Here is an 18,118-nt window from a genome sequence, read left to right on the forward strand (position 1 = left end):
TCCGGGAAAAGGAAAAAACAGACCGGCGGCTTGACGTTGCCGGAGGGACGTGAGATAATTACGGGTAACCTATTGGAGGGGGCAATGGTATGACAGAGCGATTGGTCCGGCGCTTTATCCCGGACTGGGAGAATGTGGGGGATCCCGCTGTGCGGGAGCGGTACGGGATACTCTCCGGCGGAGTGGGTATTTTTCTCAATCTGCTGCTGTCGGCGGGGAAGATGCTGGCCGGCCTGCTCACCGGCTCCATCGCCGTGACGGCGGACGCGTTCAACAACCTGTCCGACGCCGGCTCTTCGGTGGTTACCCTGGTGGGCTTCAAGCTGGCGGGGCAGAAGGCGGACGACGGACATCCCTTCGGACACGGGCGGATGGAATATCTGGCGGGGCTGCTGGTATCGCTTCTTATTTTGATGGTAGGTGTGGAGCTGGGCAAAAGCTCCTTTGAGAAAATCCTCCGGCCGGAGCCGGTGGCCTTTTCCGCCCTGTCGGTGGCTATCCTGGCGGCCTCCATCCTGGTGAAGCTGTGGATGTGCCTGTTCAACCGGAAGCTGGGCCGGCGGATCGGCTCGGCGGCCATGGAGGCCACCGCCACCGACTCCCTGTCCGACATGGCGGCCACCTCCGCCGTGCTGGCAGGCACCCTGGTGGGGGGACTGACCGGGCTGTGTGTGGACGGGTGGATTGGCCTGGTGGTGGCGGTCTTTATCCTGCGGGCCGGCTGGGGGGCGGCACGGGACACCATTGACCCCCTGCTGGGCAGCGCCCCCGATCCCGCTCTGGTGAAGCAGATCCAGGAGGTGGTGCTCAGCCACGAGCAGGTGGTGGGGATGCACGATCTGGTCATCCACGACTACGGACCCGGACGGCGGATGTGCTCCTTCCATGCGGAGGTTCCCCAGAACGCCGACATTATGGCGGCCCACGACGCCATTGATCACATTGAGCGGGAGATCTACCAAAAATTCGGGGTGGAGACCACGGTCCACATGGACCCCATCGCCACCGAGGATGAGCAGGTCAACCGCCTGCGGGAGCAGGTCAGGGGGCTGGTGCGGCAGCTGGACCCGGAGATGACCATCCACGACTTCCGGGTGACCCGCGGCCCCCAGCACACCAATCTGATTTTCGATGTGGTGGTACCCCACCGCTACAAGCTGTCCGACGAAGAGCTTGCCCGCCGGATTGAGGAACTGGTGCGGGGACTGAATCCGGACTACTACACCGTACTCCAGCTGGATCGCTCCTATGTGGGGCGATAGGGGAGACATTTACAAAATATTCACCCAGTCCGGCGGAAAGGGGTTATAATAGGAAAAAACGGCGCAAGGAAAGGCGCTGGAAAAGGACGGTGCATTATGGCCAAGAAAGTCCTCATCGTGGAAGATGAGTCCAACATTGCCGAGCTGCTCCATCTCTATCTGGAAAAGGAGGGGTTTGAGACGGCGGTGGCCGGCGACGGGGGAAAGGGCGTGGAGCTGTTCCGGTCCTTCCATCCGGATCTGGTGCTGCTGGACATTATGCTGCCCGTCATGGACGGCTGGTCGGTACTGAAAAAAATCCGGGAGAACGACAAGACCCCTGTCATCATGCTCACCGCCAAGGGGGAGACCCAGGACAAGGTGGCGGGCCTGGAGGGGGGTGCGGACGATTATATTGTGAAGCCCTTCGAAATGAAGGAGGTGCTGGCCCGCATCCACGCGGTGCTCCGCCGCTTCGGCGGGGAGGAGAGCGGCAGCGGGGAGAAAAAGCTCTCCTTCGACAAGCTGGTGATCAATCTGGACTCCTATGAGCTGTTGGTGGACGGCAAGCGGATCGACACCCCCCCAAAGGAGCTGGAGCTTTTGTACCATCTGGCCGCCTCTCCTAACCGGGTGTTTACCCGCAACCAGCTGCTGGATGAGGTGTGGGGCTTTGACTACTTCGGCGACTCCCGCACGGTGGATGTACATATCAAGCGCCTGCGGGAAAAGCTGGAGGGAGTCAGCGACCAGTGGAGCCTGAAGACGGTGTGGGGTGTGGGCTATAAGTTCGAGGTTGTGACCGGCGGATGAGGAGCCTGTACAAGCGGCAGTTTGCCCTGACGGCGGGGATGATCCTCATCTCCTTTGCCCTGCTGGGGACCGCCTTTTTTACCCTGTCCTACCAGTACACCCTGCGCCAGACCAGAGAGGCCATGGAGCGCAACGCCAACTATGTGGCCAGCTTCACCTCCAAGTCCCGCTCCCTGGGACTGGGTGTGGAGGATGATGTCTACATTGCCATGATCGCCACCATCGCCCAGATCTCCGACGCGGTGGTGCTGATTACCGAGGCCGACGGGGAGATGGTGGTGTCCACCGACGGCATCACCATGCGAAGCTATCAGGAGCTGGCGGGCAGCTATCTGCCCCAGTCGGTGGTGGAACAGGTGGCCCAGAACGGCGATTATACCGGCATGAGTGATTTGGGGGGCTTTTTCCCGGAAAAGCGCTATGTGGCCGGCACGCCCATTGTGGTCAAAACGGTGGATCTGACCACCGGACAAACCAGGCAGAGCATGGTGGGTGTGGCCTATGTGGCGGCGGAGGCCTCCAGCCTCACCGAGCTGTGGCGGGCCTTCACTTCCATCTTCTTTTTTACCGCCGTTGTGGTGCTGTGTATTGCCTTTCTCACCAGCTCGGTAACCTCCCTGAAACAGACCAAACCCCTGCAGGAGATCGCGGAGACCGCCCGGAAATTCGGCCACGGGGAGTACGATGTGCGGGTAAAGGGCTGCGAGGACCGGAAGGACGAGGTGGGAGAGCTGGCGGAGGCCTTTAACGCCATGGCCGACTCCATCGCCAAAAGCGAGGAGCGCCGCTCGGAATTTGTGGCCAACATCTCCCATGAACTCAAGACCCCCATGACCACCATCGCCGGCTTCTCTGATGGCATCCTGGATGGCACCATTCCCCCGGACAAGGAGCGGGCCGCTCTCCAGACCATCTCCGCGGAGACCCGGCGGCTGTCCCGGCTGGTGCGGCGGATGCTGGACCTGTCCAGACTCCAGTCCGCGGAGAATGTTACCGCTCAGGAGCAGTTCGACGTGTCCGAGGTGATGCTGCGGGTGCTGGTGAGCCTGGAGAACAAGATCAACTCCCGCCACCTGGACGTGGACACCCAACTGCCCGACGCCCCGGTGATGGTGTGGGGAGACCCGGACGCCATCACCCAGGTGTGCTATAATCTGCTGGACAACGCCATCAAATTCTCCAGCGAGGGGAGTACCATGGGCATCTCCATTGCAGCCAAGGGGGGCAAGGCCCATGTGTCGGTGCGCAACACCGGCCAGACCATTCCCCCAGACGAGTTGGCCATGATTTTTGACCGGTTCCACAAGAGCGACAAATCCCGCAGCGTGGACCGGGAGGGTGTGGGCCTGGGGCTGTACATCGTCAAGACCATTTTGAACAATCATAAGGAAAACATTACCGTAACCAGCCAGGACGGCGTGACGGAATTTGTCTTCACGCTGACCCTGGCGTAAGGGGGATGTATGCGGGGCTACTACTACGATCAGGATGGACCGCGGCCGACCCTCCGGCCCGGCCCGCCCGCCCGCCCGCAGGCCCGGCCCGGGCGCCGTGGGGGCGGCCGGGCGGTGGTGCTGTTTCTCTGCACGCTGCTGCTGCTTGTCGGCACCGCCGTGCTTCTGCGGATGTGGGACGCCGCCCGGATGAGGGAGGAGCTTCGGTTCCAGCAGGGGGGGCGGCAGACCTGGGAGGAGCAGAAGGACGACTGGGCAGAGGAGCAGACGCCGCCCGCCGAAGTTACCACGGTGGAGCGGGCGCCCACCGGCGACGGTACCACCCTGTCCATCGTTCCCGCCGGCGGGGAGGCGCCTCACAGCTTTCAGCAGATTTACCAGGAGAACATCTCCTCCATCGTCAGCATCCGGGGGACCTCCCAGGAGGGACTGTTTTTCGGTACCGGAGTTCTTATGACGGATGACGGTTACCTCATTACAAACGCCCATGTCATTGAGGGATGCAGCCGGGTGGAGGCGGTGCTCCAGGACGAGCGGGTGTATCCCGCCCTGCTGGTGGGCTATGACGTGCAGACCGATCTGGCGGTGCTCAAGATTGACGCCGGGGTGCTGACCCCGGCGGAATTTGGCGACTCCGCCGCCCTCCAGGTGGGGGATACGGTGCTGGCTATCGGCAACCCTCTGGGGGAGGAGCTGCGGGGAACCATGACCGACGGCATCATCTCCGCCATCAACCGGGATGTGTATGTGGACGGCTATACCATGGTTCTTCTCCAGACCACAGCCGCTCTCAACTCCGGCAACTCCGGCGGCGCACTGATCAACCAGTACGGCCAGGTGGTGGGCATCACCAACCTGAAGATGGAGTCCTACGACAGCACGGTGGAGGGTTTGGGCTTTGCCATTCCCACCGCCACCGTCAAGAGCGTTGTGGATGAGCTTATCGCCCACGGGGTGGTTACCGGCCGACCCACCATCGGCATTACCGTGCGGGCGGTGTCGGCTTACGGCAGTATGCCCGCCGGGGTACGGGTGGAGTCCGTCCAGACCGGCTCCGACGCCGAGGGAAAGCTGGAGGTGGGGGATATCATCACCCTGGCCAACGGTACACCCGTTACCACCACCGACGAGCTGCTGGCGGTGAAGGAGCAGCTGTCGGCGGGGGATGTGCTTGCCCTGCGCTTCTGGCGGGAAGGACTCTGGCTGGAGGCGGATGTGGCCCTGGTGGAGCAGTACACCCTGGAGGGATAAGAAAGGGGCGCCTCCGGCGGAGGCGCCCAAGTCCAGATGTCTGCGGGAGAATGGATCGTACACGCATATTGGATAAGCTGTAAGCATAGCTTAGCTGATATTCCATAAAATGTCAATTGGAAGTTTTGTCGAAAGGCGCGGTTGGATGATTATTTACAATGGCGTGGTCCATCCCATGGATGGACCGGTGATTCCCAGTGGGTATGTGGCCTTTGAAGCGGGGAAAATCACGGCGGTAGGACCTATGGAGGAGCTGACGGAGGCCCCGGAGGGACTGGATGCCCGGGGGGGACACATTCTCCCCGGTTTCATTGACGCTCACTGCCACCTGGGTCTGTTTGGCGACGCCCTGGGCTTCGAGGCGGACGACGGCAACGAATCCACCGACCCTTGCACCCCCCAGCTGCGGGCCATTGACGGAGTCAACCCCCTGGACCGGGGCTTTGCGGAGGCCCGCCGGGGGGGCGTCACCACAGTGCTCACCGGACCGGGATCGGCCAACCCCATCGCCGGGCAGTTTCTGGCGCTGAAAACCAGCGGGCGCTGGGTGGATGAGATGGTGCTTAAGGCCCCGGCGGCCATGAAATTTGCCCTGGGAGAGAATCCCAAGTCGGTATACAATGAGCGGAAGGAGACCCCGGTGACCCGGATGGCTACCGCGGCCATCATCCGGGAAAACCTGTCCAAGGCTCAGGAGTATCAGGACAAGCAGGCCAAGGCGGACGAGGACCCGGAGGAGGATATGCCCGACTTTGACGCCAAGCTGGAGGCATTGGTGCCGGTGGTGGAGGGGGATGTACCCGCCCATTTCCATGCCCACCGGGCGGACGACATTGCCACGGCGGTGCGCATCAGCCGGGAGTTCGGCCTGGACTATGTCATCGTCCACGGCACCGAGGGCTACAAAGTGGCCGAGCTTCTGGCCGCCGAGGGGGCGGCGGTGATCACCGGCCCCTGCCTCACCGACCGGTCCAAGCCGGAGCTGGTGGGCCAGACACTGGAGAATCCAGCTCTGCTGGCCAAGGCGGGGGTGAAGGTGGCCATCTGCACCGATCACCCGGAGACCCCCATCCAGTATCTGCCCCTGTGCGCCGCCATGGCGGTGCGGGGCGGCATGGAGGAGGAGGAAGCCCTGGCGGCCATTACCTCCACCGCGGCAGAGATTGCGGGCCTGTCCAAGCGGGTGGGGAGCCTGACGCCGGGAAAGGACGCCGACGTAGTGGTGACCGCCGGACATCCCTTTGCCTGGAACGGGGAAATCCGGGCGGTGTTTATTGACGGAAATCAGGTGCGCTGAGGCGCCGGAAGAAACAAGGAAAGCGGAGGAAATACCATGGAGCATACGGTAAAAGCGGTGGTGCTGGCCGCCGGGAAGGGGACCAGACTGCGGACGGAGGGGATTGACCTGCCCAAGGTGCTGCGCCAGGCGGCGGGGCGTCCCCTGCTGGGCTATGTGCTGGAGGAGCTGTCCTTCCTGAAGAGGGAGGATGTGGTGCTGGTGGTGGGTTACGAGCGGGAAAAGGTGCTGGCCGCCTTCCCGGACTATCCCCACGCGGTGCAGGAGCCTCAGAAGGGGACCGGACACGCGGTGCAATGCGCCCGGGAGGCCCTGGGAGAGTTCCAGGGCAGCGTCCTGATCTGCTATGGGGATATGCCCCTGATGCGGCGGTCCACCTATGAGTCCCTGATCCGCACCCATCTGGAACAGGGCAACGACTGTACCCTCCTCTCCGCCGTGTCGGAGGAGGAGCTGCCCTACGGCCGCATTGTGCGGGACGGGGAGGGCCGGTTCAGCCACATTGTGGAGGACAAGGACTGCACGCCGGAGGAGAAGGCCATCCGGGAGCTGAACGTGGGGGTGTATGTCTTCCAGGCGGCAGCTCTGTGGCAGGCCATTGACCAGCTCAAGCCCAACAACGCCCAGGGGGAGTATTACCTCACCGACGCCCCGGCCTACATTCTGGCCCGGGGCGGGAAGGTGAACGCCTGTCCCACCTGTACCGCCCAGGAGATGCTGGGGGTCAACACAGTGGAGCAGCTGGAGCAGGTGGAGCACATCGTCCAGTCCCGGAAGGACTGAGCCGAAAGGAAGAGGAGCATGGCGGAACAAAAAGACCTGCGCCTGGCGGTGCTCATTGACGCGGACAACGCTCCCCGCTCCGCCATCGGCGATGTAATGGCGGAGGTGGCGGTGTACGGCACCCCCACCATCAAGCGCATCTACGGCGACTGGACCACTCCCAACCTGGCCTCCTGGAAGCCGCTGCTGCTGGAAAACGCCATCACTCCGGTTCAGCAGTACGGCTATACCACGGGAAAGAACTCCACCGATTCGGCCATGATTATCGACGCTATGGACATTCTGTACACCGGCCAGGTGGACGGCTTTGTACTGGTGAGCAGCGACAGCGACTTCACCCGCCTGGCCATCCGCCTGCGGGAGGCGGGCAAAAAGGTGTACGGTATGGGGGAGCGGAAGACCCCCAATCCCTTTATTGTGGCCTGCGATAAGTTTGTGTATATTGAAGTCATCCGCTCCGCCGCCGAGCAGGCCAGGGCGGAGGAGATAAAGCCGGAGGAGACCAAGCCGGAGAAGCAGAGCAAGACCAAAAAATCCACCCGGAAGAAGGAGGAGGCCGCGCCTGCCCCGGCGCCGGAGCCGGAACCGCCGGAGCCGGAATCCAAGGTACCCAGGGCGGTGGTGGAGCTGATCGCCGACGCGGTGGAGACCATGGCCGACGAGGACGGCTACGCCTTTATGGGGGATCTGGGCAATCTGCTGGTGAAAAAGCAGCCCGACTTCGACCCCCGAAATTTCGGCTTTTCCAAGCTGACCCAGCTGGTGCGCTATCTGCCCCGGTTTGAGGTGGATGTGCGCCAGACCAGCCTGCCCCACGTCAAGCATATCTATGTCCGGGACAAAGCCCGGAAATAGGCGGAAAGAAAACGAGCGGACCCGCGCCTGGCGCGGGTCCGCTGTGTTTTGCTTCCGTTCAGTTCTCCGCCGTGACGGCGCCCGTCACCCCGTCCACGTAATAGGTGCCGGTATCGGTGACAATGCGCCACACCGGGTTCAGCTGCACCGAGCGTCCGCTGCCGCTGGTCAGATAGCCCGGCTCCATGGCCTCGATCCGGCTGCAAACCGATCCACCCTCGCTGACGCTGGCCAAAAAGCGCATAAGAACCGTGGGGGTGGAGAGCAGCGACTGAGTGCCGCCGTCGGCCGTTCCGGCCAGACGGACACCTTCTATCCCGGTCAGGCTCCCCTCCTCCCAGGTCAGAGTGATCCGGCAGGAGAAAAGGGGGATGCCCTCCCAGGTCTGCACATAGGTGAGTACGGTGGTGCCGCCCTGTGCGTCAGACCGCTCCAACGCACCCTGGACCCCCAGCTGCTCCAGACAGGAGAGCGAGAGCTCATCAGGACTCTGGCCCGCCTGACATTGCCAGCGGGGCTGGGTAAAGGTTACGGTAAAAGCGCCGTTCATGGAAAATTCCGCCCTGCCGTTTGCCCCGGAGTAGCTGGGCCGCACCTCGCTCTCCCCGGTCTGGGTTACGCTGCCCAGCAGAAGACGGGAGATCTCCTCCTCGCCGCCCCGGTCCCGGATGACACTCAGGGTGGGCAGATCCATGTCCCTAGGTACCTGCTCCAGACCGAAGGCAATGCCGCTCTGCTCCAAAACCTGAATGGCAGCCTGGCGGGTCTCATCCTCATACAGGGCGCCCCGCCCCACCCGCAGGCCCACCAGCAGCAGCAGACATCCGTTGACTCCCACCAGCAGCAGCAGGATGATGGTTTTGATTTTAGACCACTCCATAGCCCCTCCCGCTTATCTGGCGATCCAGCCGGCCTGAACCGACTCCCTACCGCTGTCGCTGTAGCACAGTACCAACTCCCTGCCCTGGGGCGCCAGCGCCTCCAGCGCCGCGGCCGCCTGCGGTTCCCGCAGCACCAGGCTGGTCTGGCCGGTCTGCTCATAGCTGCGCAGGTACAGGGTGTAATCTGTGATCTGGCCGCCGGAAATGGTAAACTGGGCGGCACAGCGGCCCCCGGACAGGGCTACCTCCGCTCCGTTCAGGCTGTATCCGTAGCATACCAGGGTGCTCCCGTCCTCCTGCACCTCCATGCGCATCAGATACAGACGGGCCGCTCCGCACCAGCGGCCCACGGTGTCCGCTGCCAGACGCCAGGTGGCCTCCGCCAGGGCCGGAAGGTCGCCGTCCCCTCCGCCGGAGATGGGGTAGCGGGCGGAGTCTCCGTCGCCTCCGTGGTAGGATATTGTGCCGTCCCGGCTGAGCTCCAGCGTCTCCCGTCCCTCCCGGATGCGAATGCCGTTGGCCACCGGGTAGACGGAGTTGCTCTGGGGCTGGAAAAAGAGCGCCTGCTGCAGGTCGGCCACCAGCGCCTCGTCAATTTCAGCCAGCGGATTGGAGGCATGGTATACCGCGGGGGACAGCGTGCCGGAGGAGAGCAGCACATAGGGGTCCAGGGCCTGATAGCCGCTGTTATCCTCCAACTCAAACACGTAACAGACGCCGTTGCCCCCATAGCCGGAGATCAGGGTGTCCATATGTCCCTCATAGACCACTGTGGTGGCGCAGGCATAGTACAGGCCGTCTGATTCATTATGATAGTATAGGCGCACCTGGCCGTCTCCGTCCAGCGCCACCGCCATCCGCCGGGCGGAGTGGACCAGCGCCGGGTTGCTGCCTCCCTCTCCCAGCCAGGCGTACAGCGCCTCCAGCGGAACCGGTCCCAGAAAATCAAACCACACACCCGGCGCCTGCAAGGCATTCCGCCAGGCACTCTCTGCCACCTTCTGGGGGGAGGAGGCGCTGGCCAGAGCCTCGGTGAGGAGGATGTTCAGCGTGTCATACAGCAGGTCGGTCTGCTGGCTGTCGTATTGGACGGCCAGCCGGTCCGTCCCATCGCATACCGCCAGGCGCACGGGTTTGGGTATGATGGAGAACTGGGCGGGAGAAAAGGTGTCCGAAGGGGTTTGCTCCCGCTCCGGACGGAACAGGGCGAGTACCCCCTGCAGCGGCGCCCAGGATACCTTGCTGTAGTCCAGCGCCAGCAGGGTCAGATACACGGCGGACAGGGTCAGCAATACGATCAGCACGCTTTTGAGGGTCTCCACCCACTTCCGGTGCCGGCGGCGCCGGCGCTTATTCCCGTCCATGGCGCGGTCCCTCCGTCAGCAGCGTGATGCGCACCGTCAAGCCGGGACCGGGCCGGTCCAGCAGCTCGATGGTACCCTCATGCCGGTCCACAATCTCCTTGGCAATGGAGAGCCCCAGACCCGTACCCCCCGACTCCCGGGAGCGGGCCTTGTCCACCCGGTAGAACCGCTCAAAAATCCGCTCCCGGTCCTCCGCCGGGATGCCGATGCCGTTATCCGCCACTTCCATCCACACCTTCCCCGGCCACTGGCCGGCGGAAATGCGGATTCGCCCCCCGTCGGGGGTGTATTTGATGGAGTTGGACACCACATTCATCATCACCTGGACAATCCGCTCCCGGTCCCCCACAATGTCGGGCAGATGCTCCGGAATTTCCAGAGATACCTGGTGGCCGTGGCGCTGGGCCTCCATCAGCACTGCGCTGTACACATCCTGTACCGCCTGGCCAAAGGGGAAGGGGGCCAGCTTCAGCTCCGACCGGCCGGAGTCAAACCGGGAGAGGGTGAGCAGATCCTGTACGATGTGGGTCATGCGGTCCGACTCGTTGAGGATGACGCCCAGAAAGTTTTTCTCCACATCGGCGGGCAGCTCACCTGCGTTGTCCACCAGGGTTTCCGCATAGGAGCGGATGTTGGTCAGAGGGGTGCGCAGCTCGTGGGAGACGTTGGCCACAAACTCCCGGCGCATCTCCTCGGTCTTGTGCTGCTCGGTCACATCATGGATCACCACCAGCACGCCGCCCTGCCGCTCCTGATCGAAGGGCGTGAGCAGCAGCTCCAGACTGCGTCCGCCCACCGAGCGGGTGCCGTCCAGGTAGCCCGGCGGCTCCACCGCCAGCACCCCTTGAAGAGGGGCAATATCGGCAAACAGGGTCTCGTAGCTCTCGCGTCCCCCAATGGGGATGGCGCGGCCCAACATGTCCTCCGCAGCCGGGTTGGACTGGATCACCGTGCCGTCCCGAGAGAAGGCCACCACGCCGTCGGTCATGTGGAGAAACAGGGTCCCCAGCTTGTTGCGCTCGTTCTCCACCGCCTCCAGGGTGGTGCGCAGCTGCCGGGCCATGTCGTTGAAGGTGCCGGTGAGCACGCCGATCTCATCCCGGGAGGCGACCTCCAGTTTTTGGGAAAAATCTCCGTCTGCCACCCGCTCGGCTCCCTCTGTCAACCGCTCAATGGGGGTGATTAGGGTCTTGGACAGCAGGAAGGAGAGCAGCACGGAGATAATCAGGCCAAAGACCAGCGCCTCCACAATCAGGGTCATCAGCTCGCTGTTCAGAGCGGCGGCATTGGTGCCGTCGTCCCGGACGTAGATGATATACCGGCTCTCCCCGCGCTGCACCGCCACCGCCACATCCATATAGGGGGCGGTGGGGTCGCTGTCGTCGCTGGATGCCGCACCTGCCAGCACCCGCATCAGGTTGCGGGAGTCCATGTCCAACTGATCGCCGCTCTCCTGCTTGTCCGAGCAGGCCAGCCAGCGGCCGTCACTGCCGTCCAGCACATAGTACTTCCGGCTGCGGTTGTCCACCCCCAGCACACTGTAATAGTTATCCAGGATCTGGACAATGTTGGCCACGCTGTCCTCCTCGCCCTGGACGGGGGTATTCAGGTCCGACCAGAAGTCCTGGTCCTGAAAAGCCTCGGACATCTGGGCATAGAAGTCCTGGGTGTAGTAATTGGCCACCGAATTGATCAGGAACGCGCCCACCACCGTCATCAGCAGGATAATGAGCAGCGTCATAATGAGCATCAGTTTCATGTGCAGGCTGCGGAACATGGGGCGGTGGACACCTCCTTTCGATAAGAATGGGATAGGAGTCAGGCGTTAAAGTAATAACCCAACCCCCTGCGAGTCACCACAAACTGGGGGGCCGCCGGGTCGTCCGATTCCCAAGGGCCTTGCCCTTGGGGGCCTATAGGCGGACTGCATCTGGCCGGGGAAAGTGAATTCCCCCGGCCATCAAGGCTTTGCCAAGGGCAAAGCGCTTGTGCGGCGCAGGCGCCGTCCCGCGCTGCGGGTCCCGTGGAGGCTGCCCCGGCGGGCGAAAGGTGTTTGCAGCGCTCAGGCGTTAAAGTAATAACCCAACCCTCTGCGAGTCACCACAAACTGGGGGGCCGCCGGGTCGTCCTCCACTTTCTCCCGCAGGCGGCGCACCGCCACGTCCACCGCCCGCACATCGCCCACGTAGCCCTCGTAGTTCCACACATGCTCCATCAAGGCTTCCCGGGAGAAGACCTTGCCCGGCTGAGAGGCCAGGAAGCGGATCAGCTCATACTCCCGCTGGGTCAGCTCCAGCGGGCGGCTGTCCTTATAGACCACCATCAGCTCCGGATCAATGGCGATTCGGCCCAGCTCCAGCCGCTGCCCGGCGGGCTTGGCCGCCCCGGTGGGAGCTGCCGCGGCCATTTCGTTGCGGCGAATGTTGGCCTTTATCCGGGCCAGCAGTTCCCGTATGGAAAAGGGCTTGGTGATATAATCGTCCGCCCCCAGCTCCAGACCCAGAACCTTGTCGGTCTCCTCTTCTCGGGCGGTGAGCATGATGACGGGCGTATTCCGCCCAGCCTGCCGGAGGCTGCGGCATACGTCAAAGCCGTTCAGCTTGGGCAGCATCAGATCCAGCAGGATCAGGTCCGGGTCCTGCTCCATGGCCAGCTGAAGCCCGGCCTGACCGTCATAGGCCTCCAGCGTTTCGTAGCCCTCCTTGCTCAGATTGAAGCTGAGGATGTCCACAATATTCTTTTCGTCCTCTACAATCAAAATGCGCTTGCTCATGCCGGCCTCCCGTTCTGTCTACAGATCCAGCAGCTGCCTGGTTTTCAGTACCAGCGCCACGGTTTTAGCGTCTACAATCTCACCGGAGAGGACCTGGGCCAACAGCTGGGAAAAGGGAACCCGCTCTGCCTCCAGAAACTCGTCCGCGTCCGGATGACACTGGCCCTGTTTCAGCTCCTGGGCCAGGTACATGTGCAGTACCTCGGTGGAAAAGCCGGGGGAGAGGTACAGACAGCCCAGGTAGGTCAGCTTGCCGCAGGTAACCCCCACCTCCTCCGCCAACTCCCGGATGGCGGCGGGACGGTGATCCTCCCCCTTTTCCAGCTTGCCGGCGGGCAGCTCGGTGACCACAGCCTGGAAGGGATAGCGGAACTGCCGCACGATGCTCACCGTTCCGTCGTCAAACAGGGGCAGGATGCACACCCCGCCGGGATGCTCCACCACCTCCCGGCGCGCCACCGTACCGTCCACCAGCTGGGCCTGGTCCAGCTTGACCGTGACAATCTTTCCCTCAAACAGGGTTTGGCTCTCCAGTGTTTTTTCCCACAGCTCCATTGTCCCCGCTCCCTTCCGGCGCGGGCCGCGCCCGCACCCGTATATGACTGTACCTAGTATATCACATTTCCCCGTCTGGTTCCAGCCTCACCTTTTCCAATCCCTCCAGGGATTACTGCTATCCCCGGCCCGCCCCATCCGGTATAATGGGACCATGACCCGAAGGAGGAACGCTATGACCATTCAATCCATCGGAAGCGCCAGCGTGGCGCTGTACATCACCCCGGCCGACCTGAAGGAATATGGCCTGACCCCGGCGGAGCTCACCCTGGAGCGCGCCCTGGAGCTGACCCGCGCCGCCTTCCAGCAGGCCGGGATCACCCTGGACGGCGGCATTGAGATCGAGGCCTACCCGGAGAGCTGCGGCGTACTGGTGTTTGCCCATGTGCGTCCCCCGGAGCAAAGCTGGTTTTCCTTCCGCTCGCTGGAGGATCTGGCTGCCGCCGCCCGCTGCGTCACCCGTCCCTGCCCGGAGACGGCGCTGTTCTGGTGGGAGGAGCGGTGGTGGCTCTCCCTGCCCGGAGACCAGCGGGAAACGGCAGCCTTCCTTTCCGAGTTCGGCCGGTGCGAATCCCACCGGCCCCATCTGGACGCCTGCTTGTCCGAGCATGGCCGGCGGGTGCTGGAGCGGGACGCCCTGGCCGGTATCCTGGATTTTTTCCCCGTCTGAGCTATTGACAGGTGTGGTATAATGAATTTCCAAGGATTTTTCCCGGAAGGGAGGTGGCCCCATGGAGGGAAAGGGCGTCAAGATCATGGCCAAGAACAGCAAGGCCTACCATGACTATTTCATTGAGGATAAGTACGAGGCGGGCATTGAGCTGGCAGGCACCGAGGTCAAGTCCATCCGACAGGGCCACGTCAACCTGAAGGACTCCTTCTGCATTGTCAAGGACGGGGAGATGCACGTCCACGGCATGCACATCAGCCCCTATGAGAAGGGAAATATTTTCAATAAGGACCCCCTGCGCGCCCGGCGCCTGTTGATGCACAAGCGGGAGATCCTGCGCCTGTTTGCCAAGGTGAAGCAGGACGGCTACGCCCTGGTCCCTTTGTCCATCTATTTCCGGGGTCCCCGGGTAAAGCTGGAGGTGGGCCTTGCCAAGGGCAAGAAGCTCTATGACAAGCGGGACGCCGCCGCCGCCAAGGATGCCCGCCGGGAAATGGACCGGGCCATGAAGACCCAGCGCCGGGGCGGCTATTGACAGAAAGGAAAGGAAGGAACCCACATGGCACAGAATCCCATTGTGACCTTTGAAATGGAGAACGGCGAAAAGATGGTGGCGGAACTCTATCCGGAGGTGGCCCCCAATTCCGTCAACAACTTCATCAGCCTGGTGCAGGCCGGCTTTTACAACGGCCTGATTTTCCACCGGGTCATTCCCGGCTTTATGATTCAGGGCGGCTGTCCCGACGGTACCGGCATGGGCGGCCCCGGATACTCCATCAAGGGTGAGTTTGCCCGCAACGGGGTAAAAAATGAGCTGAAGCATGACCGGGGCGTACTGTCCATGGCCCGGGCCATGCATCCGAACTCTGCCGGCAGCCAGTTCTTCATTATGGTGGAAAAGGCCCCCCACCTGGACGGCGACTACGCCGCCTTCGGCAAGGTGATTGAGGGTATGGAGGTGGCCGACGCCATCGTAAGCGCCAAGCGGGACCGGATGGACCGGCCCTATGAGGACCAGCGGATGAAGTTGGTCACCGTGGAGACTTTCGGGGTGGACTATCCCGCGCCGGAGAAGTGCTGAACCGGGAAAAGCAGCATATCCGCCGCGGCGCGGCCTTGCCGCGCCGCTTTATGGGGGCGTACTGGTTTCGACGGGGACGTGGGGGCAGGAATAGCGGGCGGATGCGCCCAGCATCCTTAAAATGGGCAACTTATAAATTAAAGAACAACGATAACGTTGAGCTTGTCGCGGCTTAAGCCGTGACCGTCCCACCCGGAAGGACCACGAGCCGGGCTGGGGCGTCGTTTAGTGGTGCACGTGTGTGCGCAAAGCTTTGAGCGCACCATGAACAATGAAGCTACCAAGCCCTGAAGTTTGACGGCCTACGTCAGGGTAAGGGAATGTAAATGACCGTCTGCGCCCGGAGAAGTTCCTGAGGAAGCGTTTTCGGACGGGGGTTCGACTCCCCCCGCCTCCACCACAAGGGTACTACACGAACACCTATTATTTTCACGGTGGCTTTGCCGTGACGGTGTGGTTCTAGTACCGACAATGAGAAAGAGCGGTCAAGGTTTTACGCCTTGGCCGCTCTTTTGTTATATTCTATCGCCGTATGGCAGTGCCTTAATGTAATCTTCCATGTATGCAAAATCCGGTGTTCCGTCTTCGGATTGTGGAAGTTTCAGTATAGTGTCCTTCATCTTCTCAAGGGTCCACTTGCGACCATAGCTAAAACGATAGCGGTTTGCCTTAATGACAGTTACGATAAAGAGAGCGTTGTACTTGTTCATTTCCCATCCGTCGGCATACAGTATGTTTACATCATCAGAGGCCCAAAAGGGTTCTGCTTGGTAAAAGGCTTCGCCGACGCTACCGTTGTAGTTGACTGTTATGCAGTTCGGCGCACTAATGTCCTTCGGCTCAACTTGTATATGCTGGCGAACGCCGTTGTTTTCGCTGATGGCGCCAAGATAGTTAATGTCCCCATCAATCATATCTGCTTTTGTCAATCTGCGCCCTTTTACAAATCGGAAAATATCACCCATTCTGTATTCCGACCATACTTTTGCAAGCTGGATCGTAATCGGGGTGTTGTGAGTTGTGATTGGTAATATTTTTGTTTTATTGACCCAAGCAGGAACAATATCCGGAACATCTATATCTCGTAGTGTCTTGTTTGCCTGACGACCGTAGCTGTATCGGTAAGCATTATTCTGGATACACATACAGTAGTATAGCTTTTCGTTCAATGTTAAATTTTTCTTCGGCGTGAGAATATACAAATCTCGCCCACTGTAAAACGGTTCCTTTTGGACGAATGTTGAGCAAACACTTCCTCCTCCAGCGCATGTAAGCACACCGGCGGGATGAGGAGATTTCCCATCTATTGCTTTTACTCGAGCAACTACACCATTGTTGTTTGCGGTTCTGGCAACAAAGTTTACTCCTTCTGGATCATCAGCATTTGTCAGCTGACAATTAACTAATTCAAGGTTGATACCATACTGAACATCGAACAATTCACTTATCTTCATACACTTCACCGCTTCTGATTAGATAGGCTAGATAGTCATTTACAGTTTGCTGGAAATCATCCTGCCCCAATTTTGAGTAATCGGTTTTCATATATGCTTCGCAGAGCCACTCATCTTCATCGGTTACTTTGTGACGAGCGCTAAGGCCATCCTCTACATCCTTGTAACGGTATAGATTAAGCCACCGTTCTTCAATAGTGCTCCATTTATCGTATGCATCTACACGCCCCAACTTCTTGCGCTTAACAAAACCATCATCCTTACAATATCCAAAAAATGTTTCGCGGTTGCTATCGTGGGGACAATGAGCCTTCCAGACCATGACGCATACATTTGTGCCGGTGGGATAGAAAATATCATCGGGCATGGAAAATACCGCGTCAAGGGTATGTTTCTGGAACAACCGCTTGCGAACATCCTTGAACTTGGTGCCAATAGCGCAACTCATGGGGACAACCACAACGCCGGTGCCGTTCACAGCCAGAATGTCCAACAGGTGTTCCACGAATTCCAATTCGACCACATCGTCTTGGGAGTAAGGCGGGTTAATCAGACCTATATTGATATTCTTACTCTTTAACTTGCGGACGATTTCGGGCTTGAAGCAGTCGCCGTGCTCAATGTTTGACTTGCCGTCCTTGCGAATAATCATGTTGGCAACAGCGAGAGTATACAGTTCATCGTCGAATTCTACACCGTACAAGCCGTCTTCTCTAATACGCTCAACCTCTTCCGGATTGGCATCTCTGAACATCATACTCATGGCTGTTACAAGAAAAGAACCCGAGCCACAACAGATATCCACAACACGGCTATTCTTATTGACCCCAGCCAGATTGCACATAAACTCTGTGAGGTGTTGTGGGGTCAGAACGATGCCCAGGCCGCTACCGTCACCGCCGGAATACTTGATAAACTCGTGGTAAAAAACACCGAGTGCGTCAATGGTACTATCGGCATGGTCCATCATGGGCTTGATCTTCATTTCAAGTTCTTCAATGTACCAAACAATGGATTTCTTATTGCCCAGCGGAATAGCCGCGAACTTAGAGTTATCCAATAGATTTTTAAATGCTTGCTTGATATATTGAATTCGGTTGTATTTTATACCGCTATCTCGTAATACATTATCGATCGCTGTTGCAATATTTGTAATGACGCTGTTGAAAGAGGGTAGGTTAATATAAGTCTTGGCAAAATCATCATCGTTTAATGCAATCAGCAAACCAGCAATAAAAATGGGCTTATGTCGTTCGGTCATCTTGATCTCGCGCAGATATGTATGCATATCAATTGCAGTCTCGCGTATGCTGTCGAGTGAGTATTCACGCTGGATTTTCTTGCCCTTTACCAAATCAATATAGTTTCGGGGTTCAAGGATAATGTCCCTGGCCTTGCGTAACTCGGTGAAATCATCTTGTCCTTTATTCCAGAGAAATGCGCTTGCGCGGAAGTTTTCACGCTTGGTACCGCTAACTGCAACGGCGATAACATTGTAGTCTTCTTTCAGAAACTTGGCATAATACAGCGCGCCATCGACGGCGTAATCCTTGGGATGATCGCGTTCTATTGTCTCGTGCTTCGCAACAGACTTTTTGCACTCGACAACAATAATGGTAGTCACATCATCCTTAAATGTGATAATG

17 protein-coding genes and 1 other RNA gene are annotated in these 18,118 nt (G+C 60.0%); 11 read left to right on the top strand and 7 right to left on the bottom strand.

What is annotated here, in order from left to right; translation table 11 throughout:
- Positions 1-89: 89 nt before the first annotated feature.
- From Q0J74_RS05640 to Q0J74_RS05670, 7 genes are all read left to right on the top strand, one after another.
- Positions 90-1,262 (top strand): cation diffusion facilitator family transporter, encoded by a 1,173-nt coding sequence (locus tag Q0J74_RS05640; protein WP_297211917.1) that lies wholly within the window; start codon positions 90-92, stop codon positions 1,260-1,262.
- Positions 1,263-1,358: 96 nt separating this feature from the next.
- Entirely contained in the window at positions 1,359-2,054 is a 696-nt protein-coding gene (locus tag Q0J74_RS05645; protein WP_297211921.1) for a response regulator transcription factor, read from the top strand.
- Complete coding sequence (locus tag Q0J74_RS05650; protein WP_297211925.1) at positions 2,051-3,508, top strand: sensor histidine kinase; 1,458 nt, start codon at positions 2,051-2,053, stop codon at positions 3,506-3,508. The genes Q0J74_RS05645 and Q0J74_RS05650 overlap by 4 nt, the downstream gene beginning before the upstream one ends.
- Before the next feature lie 9 nt (positions 3,509-3,517).
- Complete coding sequence (locus Q0J74_RS05655; protein WP_297211928.1) at positions 3,518-4,759, top strand: S1C family serine protease; 1,242 nt, start codon at positions 3,518-3,520, stop codon at positions 4,757-4,759.
- 145 nt (positions 4,760-4,904) lie between these two features.
- Positions 4,905-6,056, top strand: a complete 1,152-nt coding sequence (locus Q0J74_RS05660) for an amidohydrolase (protein WP_297211931.1) — start codon at positions 4,905-4,907, stop codon at positions 6,054-6,056.
- 36 nt (positions 6,057-6,092) lie between these two features.
- The gene (locus tag Q0J74_RS05665) at positions 6,093-6,839 is read left to right on the top strand and encodes a sugar phosphate nucleotidyltransferase (RefSeq protein ID WP_297211934.1); all 747 of its coding nucleotides are present in this window, start codon (positions 6,093-6,095) and stop codon (positions 6,837-6,839) included.
- 18 nt (positions 6,840-6,857) lie between these two features.
- Positions 6,858-7,694 (top strand): NYN domain-containing protein, encoded by an 837-nt coding sequence (locus Q0J74_RS05670; RefSeq protein WP_297211937.1) that lies wholly within the window; start codon positions 6,858-6,860, stop codon positions 7,692-7,694.
- A gap of 58 nt (positions 7,695-7,752) precedes the next feature.
- Here Q0J74_RS05670 and Q0J74_RS05675 read toward each other — a convergent pair whose 3' ends face one another.
- The 5 genes from Q0J74_RS05675 to Q0J74_RS05695 form a co-directional block, all read right to left on the bottom strand.
- On the bottom strand, positions 7,753-8,574 hold the full coding sequence (locus Q0J74_RS05675) for a hypothetical protein (RefSeq protein ID WP_297211940.1): 822 nt from the start codon (positions 8,572-8,574) through the stop codon (positions 7,753-7,755).
- 12 nt (positions 8,575-8,586) lie between these two features.
- Entirely contained in the window at positions 8,587-9,939 is a 1,353-nt protein-coding gene (locus Q0J74_RS05680) for a hypothetical protein (protein WP_297211943.1), read from the bottom strand.
- Positions 9,926-11,716: an ATP-binding protein gene (locus Q0J74_RS05685; RefSeq protein WP_297211945.1), complete on the bottom strand. Its 1,791-nt coding sequence runs from the start codon at positions 11,714-11,716 to the stop codon at positions 9,926-9,928. Before Q0J74_RS05685 ends, Q0J74_RS05680 begins: the two co-directional genes overlap by 14 nt.
- A 285-nt stretch (positions 11,717-12,001) precedes the next feature.
- Positions 12,002-12,712 (bottom strand): response regulator, encoded by a 711-nt coding sequence (locus Q0J74_RS05690; protein WP_297211948.1) that lies wholly within the window; start codon positions 12,710-12,712, stop codon positions 12,002-12,004.
- Between the two features lie 18 nt (positions 12,713-12,730).
- Positions 12,731-13,267 (bottom strand): NUDIX domain-containing protein, encoded by a 537-nt coding sequence (locus Q0J74_RS05695; RefSeq protein ID WP_297211951.1) that lies wholly within the window; start codon positions 13,265-13,267, stop codon positions 12,731-12,733.
- Between the two features lie 175 nt (positions 13,268-13,442).
- Here Q0J74_RS05695 and Q0J74_RS05700 point away from each other — a divergent pair, with 175 nt between their 5' ends.
- The 4 genes from Q0J74_RS05700 (at position 13,443) to ssrA (ending at position 15,418) form a co-directional block, all read left to right on the top strand.
- Positions 13,443-13,937, top strand: coding sequence for an adaptor protein MecA (locus Q0J74_RS05700; RefSeq protein WP_297211953.1), 495 nt, complete (start codon positions 13,443-13,445; stop codon positions 13,935-13,937).
- 61 nt (positions 13,938-13,998) lie between these two features.
- Positions 13,999-14,472, top strand: coding sequence for an SsrA-binding protein SmpB (smpB, locus tag Q0J74_RS05705; protein ID WP_297211956.1), 474 nt, complete (start codon positions 13,999-14,001; stop codon positions 14,470-14,472).
- A 24-nt stretch (positions 14,473-14,496) separates the two neighbouring features.
- Positions 14,497-15,018: a peptidylprolyl isomerase gene (locus tag Q0J74_RS05710; RefSeq protein ID WP_297211959.1), complete on the top strand. Its 522-nt coding sequence runs from the start codon at positions 14,497-14,499 to the stop codon at positions 15,016-15,018.
- A 52-nt stretch (positions 15,019-15,070) separates the two neighbouring features.
- Positions 15,071-15,418: a transfer-messenger RNA gene (gene ssrA / locus Q0J74_RS05715) on the top strand.
- A gap of 115 nt (positions 15,419-15,533) precedes the next feature.
- On the opposite strand, the gene Q0J74_RS05720 is transcribed toward ssrA, so the two are convergent.
- Together Q0J74_RS05720 and Q0J74_RS05725 are read right to left on the bottom strand one after the other, a co-directional pair.
- Positions 15,534-16,472, bottom strand: coding sequence for a restriction endonuclease subunit S (locus Q0J74_RS05720; protein WP_297211962.1), 939 nt, complete (start codon positions 16,470-16,472; stop codon positions 15,534-15,536).
- Positions 16,459-18,118 (bottom strand): HsdM family class I SAM-dependent methyltransferase (locus Q0J74_RS05725; RefSeq protein ID WP_363315558.1); only part of this gene is annotated, 1,660 nt, incomplete at its 5' end. The genes Q0J74_RS05720 and Q0J74_RS05725, both read right to left, overlap by 14 nt.

Origin of the sequence: uncultured Flavonifractor sp., assembly GCF_944387675.1 — a bacterium.
In the GTDB taxonomy this organism is placed as follows: Bacteria; Bacillota; Clostridia; order Oscillospirales; family Oscillospiraceae; genus Flavonifractor.